Source organism: Brumimicrobium aurantiacum (genome assembly GCF_003402975.1).
Taxonomy (GTDB): Bacteria; Bacteroidota; Bacteroidia; order Flavobacteriales_D; family Crocinitomicaceae; genus Brumimicrobium; species Brumimicrobium aurantiacum.
Genome location: NZ_QURB01000007.1, coordinates 96,156 through 114,340 on the forward strand (window position 1 = coordinate 96,156; position 18,185 = coordinate 114,340).

Consider the following 18,185-nt stretch of genomic DNA (forward strand, 5'->3'; position numbering starts at 1 on the left):
TATTCTAATTTCTTATATTTTTTTTATAATTTTATAAAACTAACATTAAAATCTAATTTTATGAAATCATTAACTAGCTCATTACTTCTTCTGGCATTTGTTATCCAAATCCAGCGAGTAATGCACATATTTTAGTCGTTAATGGGTTTGAGCAAAAAAAGCTCATTGTTGAACTATTTGATCTCCAAGGGCGAAGATTAGAGACGATTTACAATGGAGTTGCGGATAAAAAACAAACATTTGAAATAAACGTATCACACCTCAATTCCGGAATGTATTTTTATTCAGTTAAATCAGAAGGAATTCACAAAAGTATTCGATTTATAAAACAATAAAAACAGATAATTATGAAAACATTAATTAAAATATCACCCTTATTTTTTATTCTTTTTTTGGCTGTCATTGTATTCAGCTGCAAAAAAGACAAAGTTTCTCCCATAGAGGATTTACTTACTGTTGGAAATTGTGGAGATTACTGTCCTGAGATGTACAATCAGCGTACAACAGCTTATGCTGATTCTTTTCACAAAGTGAATCCTGTGACCTATTGCATGGTTACACCAGAGTTTTATATGCTCGAAGAATATTACTATAATGAACCTATTCTAAATCCCAACAATCCTTTTGAATTTGCTTTCATTCGAGATACGGATGAATTGGGCTGGAATGCTGAATTGTGTGTATATAACTTCTGTAGTAATGAAACAAAAGTACTTACGGATTTAGTTGGCTATGGCATTGACTGGAGCGTGAAGGACTGGATCATTTTTACAGGAAAAGATTTTCAGTTATATAAAATAAAATCCAATGGTGATAGTCTTATACAATTGACTAACACAGGCAATCACAACAATTATGCACGTTGGAGTCCTAAAGGCACTAGATACTTATACCTTGATGCTTCTTCTAATTTCAAAATATGTGATGAGAACGGAGAATTTATTGAGTATACGGGTTTTAGTATGGCTTCATGGGTGTGGTTAAATGAGAGTGAAATAATTTATGCTAATCAAGGAAATACCGAATTACGTAAATATAATCTTGAAACAGAAGCTATATCTACAATTGCTGTAGAAACTGGTATCGCTCCTTCTGGAGATCGTATTACAATAGATGAAAATCAGAATATTTATACAACTTCTGATGCGGGAATGCTTCGGATTAATCAGTCAGGTAATGTTGAGCTTTTAGATACAAATTATGCTACTTATTCCTGTGGGTATATTCAAAAATTAACAGATCAGAAAATATTATTACAAAGATTTATTGGAGACACCACCTATTATCCCTGTACGGTATATGAAGGAACGTATATGTCTATTTTAGATTTAAATGATAATTCGGAAGAGTATGTTGTTATACCAGAGTAAAAATTTAGTAACTATGAAAACAATAATTAAAATATCACCCCACGACCTCTAAGCCTCTCCTGTATAGAAAATATAACCTTGTTATAAAGAGAGAATATGAAAAGTTCTAGACTACAAATTAGCAGTGCACACTTGCCAACCTAGTACGCAGTTGGTAAAAGACCTTCAAGAAAAATCCCTTCATGAAAATTCACGAAGGGATTTTTAAATTATTATTACTAATACCGAATCTCTATTGCTTTGAGAGCTAATTTTTTTAAAATAGAAGGCACTAGAACAAGGCGGAGTTAATTTTTAAATTCAGGGCGTTGACAATTGTCAATAACCGATTTTAAAATTTACTCCAACGCTGTTATTGAGTCTTCTAATTAAAAAGGTAGATCGTCATCTCCTTCGTCTACTAATGTCTCCGCACTATCAGAACTAGCAGGAGCAATATCCGCTGGAGTAGGAGCTCCACCACCTTGGTTTTTCTCTAATCTCCATACATCAAGTGAGTTGAAATATTTTACTTCACCTTGTGGGTTTGTCCATTCACGACCACGAATATTGAAAGTAACGTTAACAACATCATTTACGTTAATTCCTTCCAATAAGTCTGTACGATCTTGTGTCAATTGAAATAAAATATCTTGTGGGTAATTCCCTGATTGGTCTGTAACTACAAATTCTCTTTTTTTGAATTTCTCAGTGATTTGTTCTGTATCCTTTTTCACTTTTACAATTCCTGAAATGCTAAACATAATATTGTTGTTTTATTTTATTGATTATTAAATGCTAATAGTGTCATCCAAGCTTGCTCAACTTCATTTTTACTTAAATGTTCCTTGGCAAGTTTATGGAGTTCTAATTCTAATTTTGCTGGCTCGTCTTCTAAAGTTACAAAAAGTTCTGATAATTCAATAAGTTTATACTCATTGACATCCGTTTCATTTGGTAACTCAACAATACTGCCGAGTTTACCTAAGTCATTTCCTGTTAAAATAGAACTTGTCTTTATATCTTCTGGTATATTGTCAAACCCTACACCAATTGTGGTAACAGGTTTTTTTACTTCAAACATTGATGATTCGTTGGCACGGCAATACCAATTACCACCCATTCTAGAAACTAAATCAATCTTGTGTTGATCAATCATCTTGTCGTCATCTAGAACAGCCTCGTTGATATGGATTTTTACAACTTCGCAAATGACTAGGTTTCCAGCGCCTCCTTCGGTTCCAAGTTCATTTACTTCAAGAACTTTACATTCAAATTGAACTGGTGATTCTTTTACTCGGAAAGGTTTTACTTTTTCTGATTCAATAGGAGTAAGGCCACTTTTAACGAATTCGTCAATGTCATCTCCATAAGGTGAAGAAGCCAAGCTCATTTGCTCAACGATTTCAAAGTTAACAATGTTGATTACACATTCCGCAACCTTTTTAACGTTCTCATAAGTGTCCTTTGTTGTATTCGTTCTTCCACTACGTGCTGGTGAAAAAATCAAAATTGGAGGATTCGCACTAAAAACATTGAAAAAACTAAATGGGGCTAAATTCGGTACGCCGTTTTCGTCAATTGTTGACGCAAATGCAATCGGACGTGGGCCTACAGCGCCAAGTAAATAGCGGTGCAATTGCGGTACGGGTAATTCTTTTGGTTCTAATGTTAACATATTCAAATCTTTTTTTGCAAGCCTACAAAGGTAACGCTATTCTCATTCAATAAAAATGAAAGTGTGAATTTGTTGAAAAGTTATTTGACTTTTAAAAGTAAGCCTTTCATCAATTTATTTTTAGTAATTAATGCAACATATTAAAGCTTACAGTATATTTGAGCCAAATTTTATAGCAAAATGACACCCGCTCAAGCGTTTAGAAAAATCACCGAATACTTTAGTCTTGATTCAGAAGTTGAATCGCATGACTTTATTCATAATGAAATCCTAAAAGGTTTAAGATTTAAAGGAACGAATCTTTGGATTTTGGTTTTTGCCATTGTAGTGGCATCAGTTGGTTTGAATGTGAACTCTACTGCTGTAATAATTGGGGCCATGTTAATTTCTCCTTTAATGGGGCCAATTAATGTGATGGGATATAGTGTTGCAACCTATGACTTTGATTTGTTTCGATTGGCACTAAAAAATCTAGCTTTTGCAGTTGGAGCAAGTTTGGCAGCTTCTTCTATTTATTTTGCCTTGAGTCCGTTGTCAACGGCTCATTCTGAATTATTGGCCAGAACTAGTCCAACAATTTACGATGTTTTGATTGCCTTTTTTGGAGGTGTTGCTGGAATTATTGCCATTACAAGTAAAAATAAAGGAAATGTGATTCCAGGTGTGGCTATAGCAACTGCTTTAATGCCTCCTTTGTGTACGGCAGGTTATGGAATTGCAACAGGACAATTTGAATTCTTTTTTGGTGCGATGTATTTGTTTACAATTAACACCGTTTTTATAGCTATTGCTTCGATTATCGTAACTCAATTATTGAAACTACCTATCCGTACAATTGTTGATGATAAGCAAAAGAAAAAGGTGAACAGATGGATCACAGTAGTGATTGCTGCTGTTATATTACCAAGTATCTATTTCGGTTATGGATTGGTTCAGAACGAGAAATTCTATGAAAAAGCAACGAGTTATATATCAAATGTCAGTTTATACGAAGGGAATTACTTGTTAAATAGTGAAATCAATCAAAATAAGCGTGAAATTATTTTGGTTTATGGTGGAACAGAGCTCAGTGATTTGCAAAAACGAAATATCAGAGAGAAGATGCATAATTTTGACATTAAAAATGCAAATATTATCATTAAACAAGGTTTGTCATTTTCAAATTATTCTGATAAAAATGAGGAGACATTACGCTTGCGTGAAGAACTTTCTCACATGTTAAGTGAAGTGAAAAGGAGGGATGTTCAATTGGACAGTATTGCCAAAAATCAACAAATGGGAAGAGTATTATTGAATGAAATTCGTACGATTTACCCCCAATTGGAAACGTGTACCTATGCAAATTCGTTTAAGTACCAAGATTCATCCGAAACTGCAATGGAGTCAGCCTTGGTTTTATTTACTGTGGACACAACAAACTTTAAGGCAGAAGATGAGCAACGAGTTAAAGACTGGATGAAATCAAGGGTAAATTTGAATAGTGTAAAAGTCTTTTTTGAAGCCTCAAATTTGTAAATTGGCTGTTAATTTTTAATTTGAAGTTATGAAAACAACCGATTTTAATCATAGGGTTCAAATTGAAAAACTTATAGTTGAAGATCATCCTACAAAAGTTAGGATTTACGATTATTTGGTTGGCAAACTAACAACAATTTCTTCTCGGAAAGGAATTAAAAAAGCATTATCAAGAAATCAAGTTTATTTAAATGGTGATTTAGCAAAATCTGGAGACTTTGTTCGTCAAGGTGATGCAATAGTAATTTGTGAAAATGAAATTGTCCAACATAAAGATTTTGATATTGAATTGAATGTGGTTTATGAAGATGATGAGTTAGCTGTCGTGGAGAAACCTTCTGGAATACCTGTTTCTGGAAATACATTCAAAACTTTACAAAATGCTTTGCCGCAACATTTGAAGTTGAGTCAAGCCTTTGATTATTTGCCGGCTCCACTTCCTGTTCACCGTTTAGATCTTTTGACTCATGGATTAGTGGTTGTTGCAAAAACTCACAGTACTCGGATCAACTTAGGTAAACAATTTGAAAAACGAGAAGTTTCAAAAAAATACCATGCTATCGTTCAGGGTCGATTGCAGGGTAAGGGGAGTTTGAATACTTCAATTGAAGGTAAACAAGCAAAAACTTATTTCCATTCGTTGGGTGTTTATCCTTCTGTGAAAAATAAGTGGATTTCACTAATTGAGCTTTCTCCTGTGTCTGGACGTAAGCATCAATTAAGGATTCATTTGTCACGCTTAGGTTTTCCAATTATTGGAGATCAACGATATGGTGAAAAAGGGAATACTTTAAAGCATAAAGGTTTGTTTTTAGCAGCTGTAGGAATTCAATTCCAGCATCCCAAATCGGGAGAAATAATTGATTTAAATATTCCAGCACCCAATAAATTCCAGCGCTTTTTGGAGCGGGAAGAAAAATGGGTTCAACGTATTCTAGAAAGAAAAAAGGAAGTCTAGTTTTTACCGAAATAGTAAGAATATCCAAATCCTATTGTGAAGTAACTGGTGTTGTTCTTTAATTGATCGTTACTGATTCCACTAAAGCTTTCAACGCTTACATCTTCTGGAGTGAATTTGAAGTCATGAACCGCAAATCCTAAGGCTAATCTAAATGATGTTTTCTCGTTAGCCATGAGTGATAAACCTAATGTTGGTTCTACAAAAACACCTTCACTTGTTCTTGGACCACCATTGGCTTCATCATTGGTGTTTGTAGCAAAGACATTACTTGCATAACCTACACGAACGCCGTAATCTACTCCGAAGTTACCATAAAATTTTTCTTGACCAATTTTAGCAAAAGCCCCTGCAATATGAACACCGCCTGTCATATCAATGTTGTTTTTGAATTCATTTACATTGAAAAAACTATACCTCAGTCCAGCTCCTATTGTTAAGGTGTTATCAAACGTATGTTGGTAGGAAGGTGTGATAACCACTAATCCTTGCATTAATTGACGAAAGGCGTAATTACTTGCATTATTCGGTAATCCAATTTCAACTTTAAAAGAATTCTTTGGTGAGAAATCAATTTGTGCATTAGCTACAATTGCAATATTGAGTACCGTGAATAGTAAGATTAGTTTTTTCATATTTTTTACAATTTAGAACCTTATTAACGTAAAAATAGATCTTACATTATATAATGTCCTTAGTTTCTAATTTCAATTCTTTTTTTGGTCTTTTGATTTTCAGACTTAGCCTGATAAAAGTAAAAACCATTTTCAAATTGCGTGGTATCAAACTGAATTATATTTCCTCCTTTCTTGTATTCCTTCTTTTCTAAAACCTTTTCGAATGAATTGTCAATCGGGAAAATAGATACTTCAACTTCTTTTGGTGAATTCATTTCCATAAAAATCGGAACGGTTCCACTCGCTGGATCTTTTTCTATCGGGTGAAGGATTAAATATAATTCTTTTTCGATGCGTCCCTTTTTCAAGCGTTTCATTACCAAACGGTAAATGATTAAAACGATGAGCACAAATAATGTTATCCATGCAATATTTACAATCGTTTGTTGGATGTCAATTACTAATAACATACTATAAGATTATTACGCCTTTAATTTTGGCCGCTTCTTCATAAATTTCAATCACTTTATCAGCACTTGTCATTACTTCCTTAATGCTGAGACTCGTATATTTACCTTTGCTTGAAGGTCTTATATTGATGTCAGATACTTCATTGAACATTTCAGTAATCAGCGCAATTTTATGATTATCACTCGGTGCAATAAACTTAAATAAATATAGTCTAGGCCATGATTGTTGCTCTAGTTGTTCTCTTAATTTGTCAAATTGTCCTTCCATAGTTATATTTTCGATAGCAAAGTTAATCTTTTTACTTCTTTTTGAACGATTTCTGGTAAGATATTGTAATTGGTTTTTAGATCCTTTGTGAGTGGTGATTGTATGATTTCATGCCCCTCCTTTAGAGCTTTTAGAAACTCCATTGGATCAGGTTCTTTCCCTTGTAAAATCTCAATATCATTTTCTGCTGTTGAAGGTAAACTCCAGTATTGTGCAAATTTATTTTCTACTTTTAACCATTCTTCAATGACCTCTGATAAATCCAAAAAAGTCTGGGCTTGCAATAGTTCTGACTTAAAATCATTTCTCAATTTGTGAAACTGATGGAAAGCTTCAATGTATTGATCTGAAAAATTGTAAACACCTTCTAAACTATGATCAATTTTAGAAAGTGGACGATTTTGCTCTGTTAAGACCAAGTATGCTTCATATTGCTTGTCTAATTTCTTAATCTTGGCGTTCCAAACTTTTGCAAGTGGTGGTCGCGTTAGAAAAAATTGCTTTTGCTCAAATAATCGATGCTCCCATAAATCTTCCAGGTCTTCATGTGGTTCATGTGGGAAAAAAAGATGTGCTTGCTCTTCAGTCATGGAAACAAAATTAGTGACTTATCCCGATTTATTATTCATTATTCAATAATTATTGAAGGTATTTATGTGTTCACAAGCACAGTTCATCAATCTTATCTTTTAAAATCTATAAATTCGAATATTTTAATTTCATGAATATTTTGGGTTACTTTCATTTTTCAATGATTAAAGCTTAATTTCGTGAACGATTCTCATAAGTTTTTATTTAAATCTCTAATATGATGAAGTTTAGCTCTTTTTTTTGTGCATTAGGAATCACTGTTGCAGCAGTTTTTAACCTTAATGGTCAAACCAATGGACAAATTGATAATATGAGAAGCGATACAATTGATGTATTAAATTATCAAATGAATGTCGATTTATTGCAAATGTCAAACAGTATTTTTAAAGCTTCTTGTAAAGTAAGTTTTGAAAGTAAAATGGATAATGTAGATGGGATTTCTTTGGACCTACTAGAGTTAACGATTGACTCTATTCGCTCTGGTTCAAATACCTTAAACTACCATTATAATGACACCTTAATTCGTGTAGATTTACCAAATGTCCTCAACGCTGGAGACCAAGAAGAGGTAACAGTATATTATCATGGAACTCCTCAATTAGACCCTTCTGGTTTTGGTGGTTTTTATTTCACAGGAAATTTCGCCTATAATTTAGGTGTCGCTTTTGATGGTGAACCACATAATTACGGTCGTACGTGGCACCCTTGTTTTGATAACTTTGTGGAAAGGGCGACTTATGATATTGAAATTACAACACCTCAAAATATTACAGCTTATAGCAACGGTTATATTGAAAGTGAAAGTATTGGAACCAACAATGAAAATATCCGAAGATGGAAGATGGATGAAGGTATTCCGACTTATCTAGCCTGTATTGGAGCAGCTCCTTATACGCACGTTGATCAAACTTTCACAAGTAGCTTAACCAATGCTCAAACACCGGTGATGCTGATCGCAAAACCTCAAGATACCACTAGTTTAAAAAATTCTTTTGTCAATTTATTTGGAGCAATGGATGCCTACGAATCGAATTATGGTCCCTACGAATGGAATAAAATCGCATTTGCTTTGGTACCATTTAATGGTGGTGCCATGGAACATTCAACCTGTGTTATGTATCCAGATTTTGCTGTTGATGGAAGTCTAAATTATGAGACTTTAATGGCTCATGAATTGTCTCATCATTGGTGGGGGAATTTAGTCACATGTCGAACTGCTGAAGATATGTGGATCAATGAAGGGTTAGCATCATATAGTGAATCAATTTTCCTTGAACATGTTTATGATTACGATAGGTATATTGAAGAATTAAAAAGTGTTCATAGAGATGTTATTCAATCAGCGCATTTCCGAGATGGAGGCTTTTTATCAATTTCGGGTGTGCCGCATAATGCAACTTATGGAATGCATACCTACAGTAAAGGAGCGACTTTAATGCATAATTTACGAACGCATATGGGAGATGCAGATTTCTTTTCAGGATTAAAAGCCATTCAAACGGATTATGCCTTTGGAAATATCAATGCTGAAGAATTTAGAGATAAACTAACTGCTTCTACTGGCTATGATGCTACTTCTTTTTTTGATAACTATGTTTTTAATCCTGGATTTAATGCTTTTGAAATTAATGGTGTGGTATATGACACCCACAATACAAATATAGATGCGCGTGTTTCAATACAACAAAAATTGTTTGAGGCTCCTGATTACTTTGATAATGTTCCTGTTGAAATTACATTTGTAGATGACAATTGGAATACTTACACGGTAACGGAACTTGTATCTGGTGCTCAACAATATGTTGACGTAAATTCACTTCCTTTTGCTCCTGTTATGGTTTATTTAAATAAGAACAGTAAACTATTGAATGCTGTTACTGGACAAGATTATACCATTACAGAACCGACTACCGAACAAGGAAATTACTCGTATTTCTATTTAAGAGTACTAGAAGAAAATGATTCTTCATTTGTGAGGGTAGAACATTATCGTGTTGCTGCAGATGACCTCAATCAATTGGATGGTGATCACGAATATGTGCTTTCTCCAGATCGATATTGGAAAGTTGACGGGATTTTTTCAGAGAGTTTTGAAGCTGAAGGGCGAATTTTTTATGATGCTAGAAATACTGCTGGTGGAAATTTAGATGTAGGGTTAATGCAAGATCATGGTGGAGTAGCTTTCCATGAAGATAGTCTTGTACTTTTGTTTAGACCAAGTCAAGGAGCATTATGGTCAGAGTATGATGATTATGAGTTGTATACACAAGGAAACCTAACAGATGGCTATGGTAGAATTGAAATTACAAATATTAGAAAAGGTGAATATGCATTTGGGTTTCGTAAAAGTGCATTAAATACAAGTAGTGAAAAGCTTCCAAATGATTTTAAAATATATCCAAATCCTGTTAAGCATAACATTCAAATCGAATGGGAAGATGCTGGGAATTCTACAGTAGTTGAAATCACTGATAGCAACGGAAAGTCAATATCGAAACACAAAATGAAAAACAAAGCATTGACGATTTCAGTTGATGATTTATCAAAAGGAGTGTATTTTATTGCAGTATATGATAAAAAGCAATTGCTTGGAAAACAGAAAATGATTAAAGAATAAATGAAAAGAATTTTAGGCATTGATTTCGGGATGAAACGTACCGGAATTGCAATCACAGACGAAAATAATATTATAGCATCAGGTTTAACAACTGTTCCAACAAAGGAGGTGATGCAGTTTTTAATTAAAACTGTGAAAGAGAAAAACGTAGGAACTTTGGTGTTGGGAGAACCCAAAAGATTGAATATGGAAGATTCTCATAGTTCGCAAAACGTGCGCTTATTTAAAGAAGCTTTAGAAAAGCAATTTCTTGGACTCGAAATAGTGATGATGGACGAACGTTTTACTTCAAAGATGGCGATGCAATCCTTGATTGACGGAGGAGTATCAAAGAAAAAAAGAAGACAGAAAGAGCTCATCGATGAGGTAAGTGCAACGATTATTTTACAATCTTATATGTCGTCTATTTGATGTATTTTTGATAGATGAAGGAGGTTGGACACGCATGTTGTTCCGTTGTTTGACTCTTTGAATCAATGAAAAAATCATTTTGGGTACTTTACCAGTGTTCTATATGCGTTATTTTAATTTGAAAAAGATTTCTCCGACAAAGTCGTTCGAAATGACCTCTTTAAAGGGGAAGTAAAAGAAAAAAGGTGGAGAGAATTAGCGTCATCTCAAAATCGGAACGATGAGAGATCTACTTTCTAATTAACAATTATAATAAAGTTGAATAATATAATTAAACTTCATGTTATTTCTAATATTGTGATAAAACAAACCCAATTTATGTAAATGAATCAAAAATAAAAGGTCTGCACTTTCTTCCGTTGTTTGAATCATTTAGTTTGTATATCATTCCCCCCTTGAATTGATAAAAAAATCATATAAAACATGTACATTTTAGAATAAGCTTTTATTTTAGAGATAAATTTGAAACTATGATAACTGACTTTTCAAAAACAAACTCCATTTTCAATCAATTTTTATCAGAAATTCGTGATGCGAAAATTCAAAAGGACAGAATGCGATTTCGAAGAAATTTAGAGCGTGTTGCAGAAATAATGGCCTATGAAATTTCTAAAACATTAAAATATTCAGAGAAGGAAATTACAACGCCTTTGGGAGAAGCAATGATGAATACAATTGATGATGAAATTGTTTTGGCGACAATTTTACGTGCTGGAATTCCAATGCATCAAGGATTACTTAACTATTTTGATAAAGCTGACTCTGCATTTGTTAGTGCTTTTAGAAATCATACTTCTGATGAAGAATTTGATATCGAAGTTGAGTATTGTGCATCACCAACATTAGATGGAAAAATACTTGTAATCAGTGATCCGATGTTGGCCACTGGAAACTCATTGGCGAGTGTTTATAAAGTACTACAGAAATATGGTAATCCGAAACAAGTTCATTTGGTATTTGGAATTGCAACAGAACAAGGGTTAAACTTATTAGAGAAAAAATTACCTAAATCTACAAAAATATGGGTTGGAGCCATTGATGATGAAATGACTGCACAATCATATATTGTTCCGGGCCTAGGTGATGCTGGAGATTTGGCGTTTGGTGAAAAAGTTTAGTTACTTTTGCATTTATGTGGAAGTATATTGGTTTAGCCATTTTTAGCACCTGGAAGTTTATGTTTGCTCCCCTTACCGGACCTGCAGCAGGTTTGTCCTTTATGGAAACATTTTTTTCTTGTCTTGCTGGTGGATTTCTATCGGCTGCAATATTCTATTTTGGAAGTAGTTACTTTATGCAACTTACAGTTAGAAGACACGCCAATAAAGTTAAAAGAGCCGCAGAAAAAGGAAAGAAAATTCCGGTGAGAAGAAAATTCACGAAAACCAATCGTAGAATTATCTTTATCAAGCAAAAAATTGGTATGTACGCAGCTTTATGGGCGTTTCCATTGTTTTTGTCAATACCGGTTGGAACAGTTATTACTGCTAAATTTTACAAACACCATCGAAAAACATTCCCTTTAATTCTCTTTTTTCTAATGGCTGACTGCTTTTTGATTTCTAGTATAGCCTTTTACTTTACTGATTTTATCTCATGAATATTATCAAAGATGTATTTTTCGATCTAGACAGGACCCTATGGGATTTTGAGCGTAATTCTGAAAACGCTTTGAGGGTTATTTATGATGAAGCAAAAATTGGAAATCATGCTGCATCATTTGAGCATTTTTTAGAGACTTATAAAGTGATTAATGCGCGCTATTGGAAAAATTACTCAGAAGGAAAAATTGATAAATTAAGTTTGAGAAATGGACGATTTACTGATACTTTGAAAGAGTTTAAAATTGTCAACGAAAAATTAGGAGGTCAATTGAACAATCGTTATCTTGAAATATCTCCATTTCAAACACAACTTTTCCCTTCAACCAAGGAGGTCCTCACGGAATTAAAGAATAACAATTACCGTTTGCATATCATAACCAATGGATTTAAAGAGGTACAGTTTATCAAACTAAAAAATAGTGGAATCATTGAGTTTTTCGAGGATATATTGTGCAGTGAAGAAGTAGGAAAGTCAAAACCCCATCCTTTGGTTTTTGAATGTGCTTTAAAAAGAACAAAAGCAAAAGCAAAACATTCAATAATGATAGGAGATGATTTTACAGCGGATGTAATTGGAGCAGAAAACGTTGGGATTAGAGGTGTTTTATTCGATCCAGAAAGAAAACACAAATCGAAAATGAATGTAGATAGGGTAGAACATCTTGAAGAAATTCCACCCTTAATCTTAGGTATTTAAAACGCTTTAGCTTAAAATCATTTGTCTCATTTTCTCATATAAAACAACACCAGCAGAAACACCAACATTGTAAGACGAAATTGTTCCTAAAAGTGGAATTTTTGCACGTTGGTGAGCTAATTTCAATAATTCTTGAGAGATTCCATCTTCCTCAGACCCCATAATAATGGCAGTTGGTCCAGACAAAGTTACATCGAAAACAAAATCATGTGTCTTTTCTGTACATGCTACGATTCTTAATCCTGATTCCTTCATGTATGCAACAGATCCTTCTAGATCTCTTGTTTTACAAACTGGAATTTTATGTAATGCCCCAGATGATGTTTTAATCGAATCACTAGTAATTAAAGCAGAGTTTTTGTCTGGAATTACAATGGCATGTACTCCTGAACATTCAGCAGTTCTAGCAATAGCTCCAAAATTTCTTACATCGGTAATTCTATCCAATACCAAGATGTTTGGAATATCTCCTCTTTCAAAAACATCTGTTAAAACATCCGTTAAATCATGATAAATTACTGGAGAAATAAATGCAATAACTCCTTGGTGATTCTTGTTTGTTAAACGGTTTAATTTTTCTCCTGGAACAAATTGTAATGTGTACTTTTTGTTGGCCAAAGCTTCTTTCAACTCTTTGAATAAAGCTTTATCCATTCCACGTTGAATCATTATTTTATTGATTTCTTTTCGGGCATCTATGGCTTCGATTACAGCACGTACTCCAAAAATTAAATCTTCTATTTCACCTTTTCTATTTGACATAACTTCTTAATTGAACTGCAAAGTTAACGCTTGTTTTTTAAATTGTTGCTTCTCGACGAATAGAATAAATTCTTTTTAGCATTTTACTTTCATCGTTTTTGAAGAACAATTTTGAAAATGTTAGGATTTTTATGCTTTAATAGGATAAATTATCCTGCATTTTACGTGGAAATCTCATCCTTCAAGCTATTTTTGCAATATGAGCGAATCAAAAAAAACAATATTCGATTTTTATATTTTAAAACGATTATTCGAATACGTTAGGCCTTACAGGAAATACTTAATTCTTGCGTTCATTTTTACCATCGGATTGGCTATATTATCTCCTCTTCGTCCGAGTATTATTGGTAATATGGTAGATGAATACATTGAGAAAGATCAGAATCCTGATGCGCTTTGGCTTTGGACCATGGTTATTATTGGAATGTTGGTGCTCGAAGCCGTTTTTCAATTCTTCACTACATTTTTTGCCAATTTACTTGCACAATCACTCATTAAAGACATTCGTATAAAGCTCTACAGACACATGATGTCTTTCAAAATGAAATATTTTGATCAAACACCAATTGGTTCTGTGGTTACTCGTGTAATTTCTGATTTGGAAGCCATTTCGGAAATATTCTCTCAAGGACTCATCAACATGTTTAAGGATGTGATTATTTTGGTAACGATAATTGTTTGGATGTTTGTTACAGATTCCTTACTTACCCTTTATGTGTTGCTGCCTATCCCTTTATTATTGATCGCCACCCGAATTTTTGCTAAGGCAATGAAAAAAGCCTATCAAAAAGAAAGTGTTGAGGTAAACCGCTTAAATACTTTTGTGCAAGAGCGATTAACTGGAATGTCTATTCTTCAACTATTCAATAGAGAAAAAGTAGAAAAGGAACGTTTTTCAGCAATTAATGAACGTCACAAACAAGCTCATATTGATACCATATGGGCCAATTCAATTTTCTTTCCTGTTGTTGAATTTTTGAGTTCTTTATCCATCGCATTCCTTATTGTTTTTAGCGCGTGGTCTTTATCGAATGAAGTGAGTATAACAGAAGAAGCCACGGGAGTGATTGTTAAATTTACTTTATGGGTAAACATGCTTTACCGACCAATTCGACAGTTGGCAGATAAATTTAATGTTCTTCAAAGAGGAGTTGTTAGGGCTGAACGTGTATTTAAAACTTTAGATACGGACGAAGTAATTCAAGATGAAGGAGATGTTAAGGAGGTTGACTTTCAACAGAATATACAATTCAAGAATGTTTGGTTTGCCTACCAAGATGAAGATTGGGTGTTGAAAGACATTAATTTAGACATCAAACCAAATCAAACTGTTGCTTTTGTAGGTGCTACAGGAGCAGGGAAATCTTCAATCGTTAATTTACTTTCACGATTTTATGAATATCAAAAAGGAACAATTCAGATTGGAGAGTCAGATATCAGATCAGTAGATTTGAATTATTTGCGACAAAATATATCAATTGTTTTACAGGATGTTTTCTTGTTCTCCAATACGATTTTAAATAACATTACGCTTGGAGATGAAAATATTACCAAGGAACAAGTAGTTGAAGCAGCAAAAGCTGTTGGTGCGCATGATTTTATCATGAAGTTACCCAATAATTACGATTACGAAATAGGAGAAAGAGGAGGAGTTCTTTCGACAGGTCAACAGCAATTATTGGCCTTCATTCGTGCGTATGTTTTTAATCCTCATATATTAATTTTAGATGAAGCAACTTCTAGTGTTGATAATGAAAGTGAGGAGATGATTCAGAAAGCAACTGAAAAATTAACCGTAGGAAGAACTTCAATTGTGATTGCTCACCGTTTATCGACCATTCAAAGTGCAGATAAAATTGTTGTGTTGGACCAAGGTCGAGTAATGGAGGCGGGTAATCATCAAGAGTTATTGTCAAAAGACGGATTTTATAAGAATTTATACGAAAAACAATTTTTAGGAGATGAAGAATAAAATGAAATTAAAAATTGGAGGTGTACCAGAACACTTTAACTTACCTTGGAAACTTGCCATTTCAGAAGGAGATTTACGTGACAAAGATATTATGTTACACTGGGAAGATATGGGAGGTGGAACAGGTCAAATGATCAAAGGTTTACAAAATAAATCCATAGATGTAGCTGTTTTGTTAACCGAAGGAATTTCAAGAGCTATTTTACAAGGCTTAGATGCTAAAATTCTACAGGTTTATGTAAAATCGCCTTTACATTGGGGTATTCATGTTCCTTTTGATGATAAATCAATTCAAGAAACGGATGAACTAGAAGGAAAAACATTTGCCATTTCAAGAGAAGGTTCAGGTTCTCATTTAATGTCCTATGTATTGGCTGATCAAAAAGATTGGAACATTGATAAATTGAAATTCAATAGTGTTGGTGATATTTATGGTGGTCTTTGGGCCTTAAAACATAATGAAGCACAAGCTTTTTTATGGGAAAAATATACAACACGTCCTTATACTGAGCAAAGAAAATGTCGCTATATCGATGAGGTGGTTACGCCTTGGCCTTGTTTTGTTGTTGCTGTTCGTACCGAAATTGCAGAACAATATGAAGAAGAATTACAATTAATGCTAGATGTAGTCAATAAAAGGGCTAAATCAGTGAAAGAAAATGAATTTACTCCTGAAATATTATCTTGGAGATACGGATTGAAAATCAACGATGTTACCAAATGGTTGAGTGAAACTGAATGGAACTATGAAGGTGCGAAATTCGATGAAGATTTTGAAAAGGTAATTCAATATTTACTCAAGTTAAAATTAATCACGGAGCAAGAGGCCGAAAATTATATGGAGAAGTTGTTTTAGACTGTAAAGTATAATCACCAATAATTATGAAAGGTATAAAATAAAAGAGTAATGGGAAAAGTAAGTGAAAAAGCAGGGGTACAACAATTGGTGGAGTCCTTTTATCAGCATGGAGTGAGATATATTGTTTTTTCTCCTGGATCGAGGAATGCTCCATTGGTGGTGAGTTTTGCAAATGATGAACGTTTCAAATGTATCGTTATTCCAGATGAAAGAAGTGCGGCTTTTTATGCTTTAGGAATGGCAGAGCAATCAAAATCTCCTGTGCCTGTCATGTGTACTTCCGGTTCAGCCCTGCTCAATTATTATCCTGCGGTTAGTGAAGCATTTTATAGAAATATTCCTTTGATGGTGGTTTCCGCAGATCGACCAAGTGAATGGACGGATCATGGTGATGGTCAAACGATTCGACAAGAAAATGTTTTCCAAAATCATATTTGTGCTTCCACAAGCTTGTATGAAACACCAAATTCTCAAGATCAAAGTTGGTTCAATAAAAGAACGATTGATGAGGTAATTAGCATTGCAAAATCAGATAATGGAGGACCTGTTCATTTTAATATTCCATTCACAGAACCTTTGTATAATACCATTGAGAAAGCAGTTTCAGAGAAAAATTCTCAAGCTTTAACTTCAGTTATGAATTTAAACCCTCAATTGTCAAGTGCACAAAAAGAGGAATTAAAGGAAGTTTGGAATAATGCTCCACGAAAATTGATTCTTTGTGGTCAGATGCCTAAAAATGGTTATTTGAATGAACAATTGAAAAATATCGCAACAGATAAAAGTGTTGCTGTGGTAGTTGAAAATACAAGTAATCTACAAGATAGAAGCTTTATTCACTGTATAGATCGTACCATTTCAAGTTTTATAGAAGATGATCCTGAGTTGTATCAACCAGATTTATTGATTACGATAGGTGGAGCTGTTATTTCGAAAAAGATTAAGGCTTACTTACGTAAATTTAAGGCCAAAACGCATTGGAAAATAGGTCAAGAGTTTCCTTTCATGGATACTTATCAGTCTTTGACGAAATCGATTCCAATGCAAGCCAATACATTTTTCGATTTTTTATTAGAAGATGGATTTACCCGTGATTTATCAAGATATGGTGAACAATGGAAACAATTGGATTACTTGACACAAGGAAATCACATGATGCACTTGGAGACCATTCCTTATTCTGATTTGTCTGTGTTTAACTTGATTTTGGATGCTGTTCCAGATGGTAGTCACTTACATTTATCCAATAGTTCTGTGATTCGCTATGCCCAACTTTTCGACCCGATTAAAAGTATCAATTATTACTGTAATCGCGGAACAAGTGGAATAGACGGTTCGACGAGTACAGCCATCGGCCATGCAATTGCAGATGAAAACAAATTGCATACTTTCATAACTGGGGACATTAGTTTTTTCTATGATAGTAATGCTTTTTGGAATCATCATGTACCTTCAAACTTCCGTGTCTTTATGATCAATAATGGAGGAGGAGGAATCTTCAATATTATTCCTGGTCCACAAACGACGGCACAAGGAGATGAGTTTTTTGTGGCTAAACATGATTTTTCAGCAAAATCAATTTGTGAGGCTTTTAATGTAAATTATTACACTGCCAGTACAATGGAAGAGATTGATCAACAGCTTGATAAATTCTACGAAATTCAAAATAATGATCGCCCAGCAGTAATGGAAATTCACACTGATGGAAATGAAAGTGGACAAGTTTTAAGAGATTATCTTGAGAAAACCAAAGTGAAAAACATTCCAGTTTTAGAAATGTAATTTTGACTGTAGTTTTTTTAAAATATTCGTAAAGT

General features: G+C 33.7%; 19 protein-coding genes. 12 read left to right on the forward strand and 7 right to left on the reverse strand.

The genetic code is table 11. From position 1 onward, the window contains the following. Nucleotides 1-95: 95 nt before the first annotated feature. Nucleotides 96-335, forward strand: coding sequence for a T9SS type A sorting domain-containing protein (locus DXU93_RS15345; protein WP_394336297.1), 240 nt, complete (start codon nt 96-98; stop codon nt 333-335). 12 nt (nt 336-347) lie between these two features. After that, complete coding sequence (locus DXU93_RS11390; protein ID WP_116881417.1) at nt 348-1,370, forward strand: TolB family protein; 1,023 nt, start codon at nt 348-350, stop codon at nt 1,368-1,370. A 368-nt stretch (nt 1,371-1,738) separates the two neighbouring features. On the opposite strand, the gene DXU93_RS11395 is transcribed toward DXU93_RS11390, so the two are convergent. Then, the gene (locus DXU93_RS11395) at nt 1,739-2,113 is read right to left on the reverse strand and encodes a DUF3127 domain-containing protein (protein ID WP_116881418.1); all 375 of its coding nucleotides are present in this window, start codon (nt 2,111-2,113) and stop codon (nt 1,739-1,741) included. Between the two features lie 17 nt (nt 2,114-2,130). Further along, nucleotides 2,131-3,027: a flavin reductase family protein gene (locus tag DXU93_RS11400; RefSeq protein ID WP_116881419.1), complete on the reverse strand. Its 897-nt coding sequence runs from the start codon at nt 3,025-3,027 to the stop codon at nt 2,131-2,133. A 180-nt stretch (nt 3,028-3,207) separates the two neighbouring features. Here DXU93_RS11400 and DXU93_RS11405 point away from each other — a divergent pair, with 180 nt between their 5' ends. Both DXU93_RS11405 and DXU93_RS11410 read left to right on the forward strand, forming a co-directional pair. After that, nucleotides 3,208-4,542 (forward strand): DUF389 domain-containing protein, encoded by a 1,335-nt coding sequence (locus tag DXU93_RS11405; protein ID WP_116881420.1) that lies wholly within the window; start codon nt 3,208-3,210, stop codon nt 4,540-4,542. 28 nt (nt 4,543-4,570) lie between these two features. Next, entirely contained in the window at nt 4,571-5,500 is a 930-nt protein-coding gene (locus DXU93_RS11410; protein ID WP_116881421.1) for an RluA family pseudouridine synthase, read from the forward strand. Here the strand turns inward: DXU93_RS11410 and DXU93_RS11415 are convergent. From DXU93_RS11415 to DXU93_RS11430, 4 genes are read right to left on the reverse strand one after another with little or no spacing between them, the layout of a single operon-like run. After that, nucleotides 5,497-6,135, reverse strand: a complete 639-nt coding sequence (locus tag DXU93_RS11415; RefSeq protein WP_116881422.1) for a hypothetical protein — start codon at nt 6,133-6,135, stop codon at nt 5,497-5,499. The two genes, DXU93_RS11410 and DXU93_RS11415, sit on opposite strands and share 4 nt — an antisense overlap. 59 nt (nt 6,136-6,194) lie before the next feature. Continuing rightward, complete coding sequence (locus DXU93_RS11420; protein ID WP_116881423.1) at nt 6,195-6,587, reverse strand: T9SS type A sorting domain-containing protein; 393 nt, start codon at nt 6,585-6,587, stop codon at nt 6,195-6,197. A 1-nt stretch (nt 6,588) separates the two neighbouring features. Continuing rightward, entirely contained in the window at nt 6,589-6,855 is a 267-nt protein-coding gene (locus DXU93_RS11425) for a DUF493 family protein (RefSeq protein WP_116881424.1), read from the reverse strand. 2 nt (nt 6,856-6,857) lie between these two features. Next, the gene (locus tag DXU93_RS11430; RefSeq protein WP_116881425.1) at nt 6,858-7,445 is read right to left on the reverse strand and encodes a hypothetical protein; all 588 of its coding nucleotides are present in this window, start codon (nt 7,443-7,445) and stop codon (nt 6,858-6,860) included. A gap of 218 nt (nt 7,446-7,663) precedes the next feature. On the opposite strand from DXU93_RS11430, the gene DXU93_RS11435 reads away from it, so the two are divergent. The 5 genes from DXU93_RS11435 (at nt 7,664) to DXU93_RS11455 (ending at nt 12,775) form a co-directional block, all read left to right on the forward strand. After that, nucleotides 7,664-10,063: a M1 family aminopeptidase gene (locus tag DXU93_RS11435; RefSeq protein ID WP_116881426.1), complete on the forward strand. Its 2,400-nt coding sequence runs from the start codon at nt 7,664-7,666 to the stop codon at nt 10,061-10,063. Beyond that, nucleotides 10,064-10,474, forward strand: a complete 411-nt coding sequence (gene ruvX / locus DXU93_RS11440; RefSeq protein WP_116881427.1) for a Holliday junction resolvase RuvX — start codon at nt 10,064-10,066, stop codon at nt 10,472-10,474. Between the two features lie 470 nt (nt 10,475-10,944). After that, the gene (gene upp, locus DXU93_RS11445) at nt 10,945-11,592 is read left to right on the forward strand and encodes a uracil phosphoribosyltransferase (protein WP_116881428.1); all 648 of its coding nucleotides are present in this window, start codon (nt 10,945-10,947) and stop codon (nt 11,590-11,592) included. A gap of 14 nt (nt 11,593-11,606) precedes the next feature. After that, nucleotides 11,607-12,074, forward strand: a complete 468-nt coding sequence (locus DXU93_RS11450; protein WP_116881429.1) for a hypothetical protein — start codon at nt 11,607-11,609, stop codon at nt 12,072-12,074. Beyond that, complete coding sequence (locus tag DXU93_RS11455; RefSeq protein ID WP_116881430.1) at nt 12,071-12,775, forward strand: YjjG family noncanonical pyrimidine nucleotidase; 705 nt, start codon at nt 12,071-12,073, stop codon at nt 12,773-12,775. Before DXU93_RS11450 ends, DXU93_RS11455 begins: the two co-directional genes overlap by 4 nt. A 6-nt stretch (nt 12,776-12,781) precedes the next feature. Here the strand turns inward: DXU93_RS11455 and rlmB are convergent, their stop codons facing one another. Next, nucleotides 12,782-13,537, reverse strand: coding sequence for a 23S rRNA (guanosine(2251)-2'-O)-methyltransferase RlmB (rlmB, locus tag DXU93_RS11460; protein ID WP_116881431.1), 756 nt, complete (start codon nt 13,535-13,537; stop codon nt 12,782-12,784). Between the two features lie 199 nt (nt 13,538-13,736). On the opposite strand from rlmB, the gene DXU93_RS11465 reads away from it, so the two are divergent. The 3 genes from DXU93_RS11465 to menD are packed head-to-tail and all read left to right on the forward strand — an operon-like array spanning nt 13,737 to nt 18,150. After that, nucleotides 13,737-15,509, forward strand: a complete 1,773-nt coding sequence (locus DXU93_RS11465) for an ABC transporter ATP-binding protein (RefSeq protein WP_116881432.1) — start codon at nt 13,737-13,739, stop codon at nt 15,507-15,509. A 1-nt stretch (nt 15,510) separates the two neighbouring features. Next, on the forward strand, nt 15,511-16,365 hold the full coding sequence (locus tag DXU93_RS11470; RefSeq protein WP_123776120.1) for a type 2 periplasmic-binding domain-containing protein: 855 nt from the start codon (nt 15,511-15,513) through the stop codon (nt 16,363-16,365). A 51-nt stretch (nt 16,366-16,416) separates the two neighbouring features. Next, complete coding sequence (menD, locus tag DXU93_RS11475; protein WP_116881434.1) at nt 16,417-18,150, forward strand: 2-succinyl-5-enolpyruvyl-6-hydroxy-3-cyclohexene-1-carboxylic-acid synthase; 1,734 nt, start codon at nt 16,417-16,419, stop codon at nt 18,148-18,150. Nucleotides 18,151-18,185 lie beyond the last annotated feature (35 nt).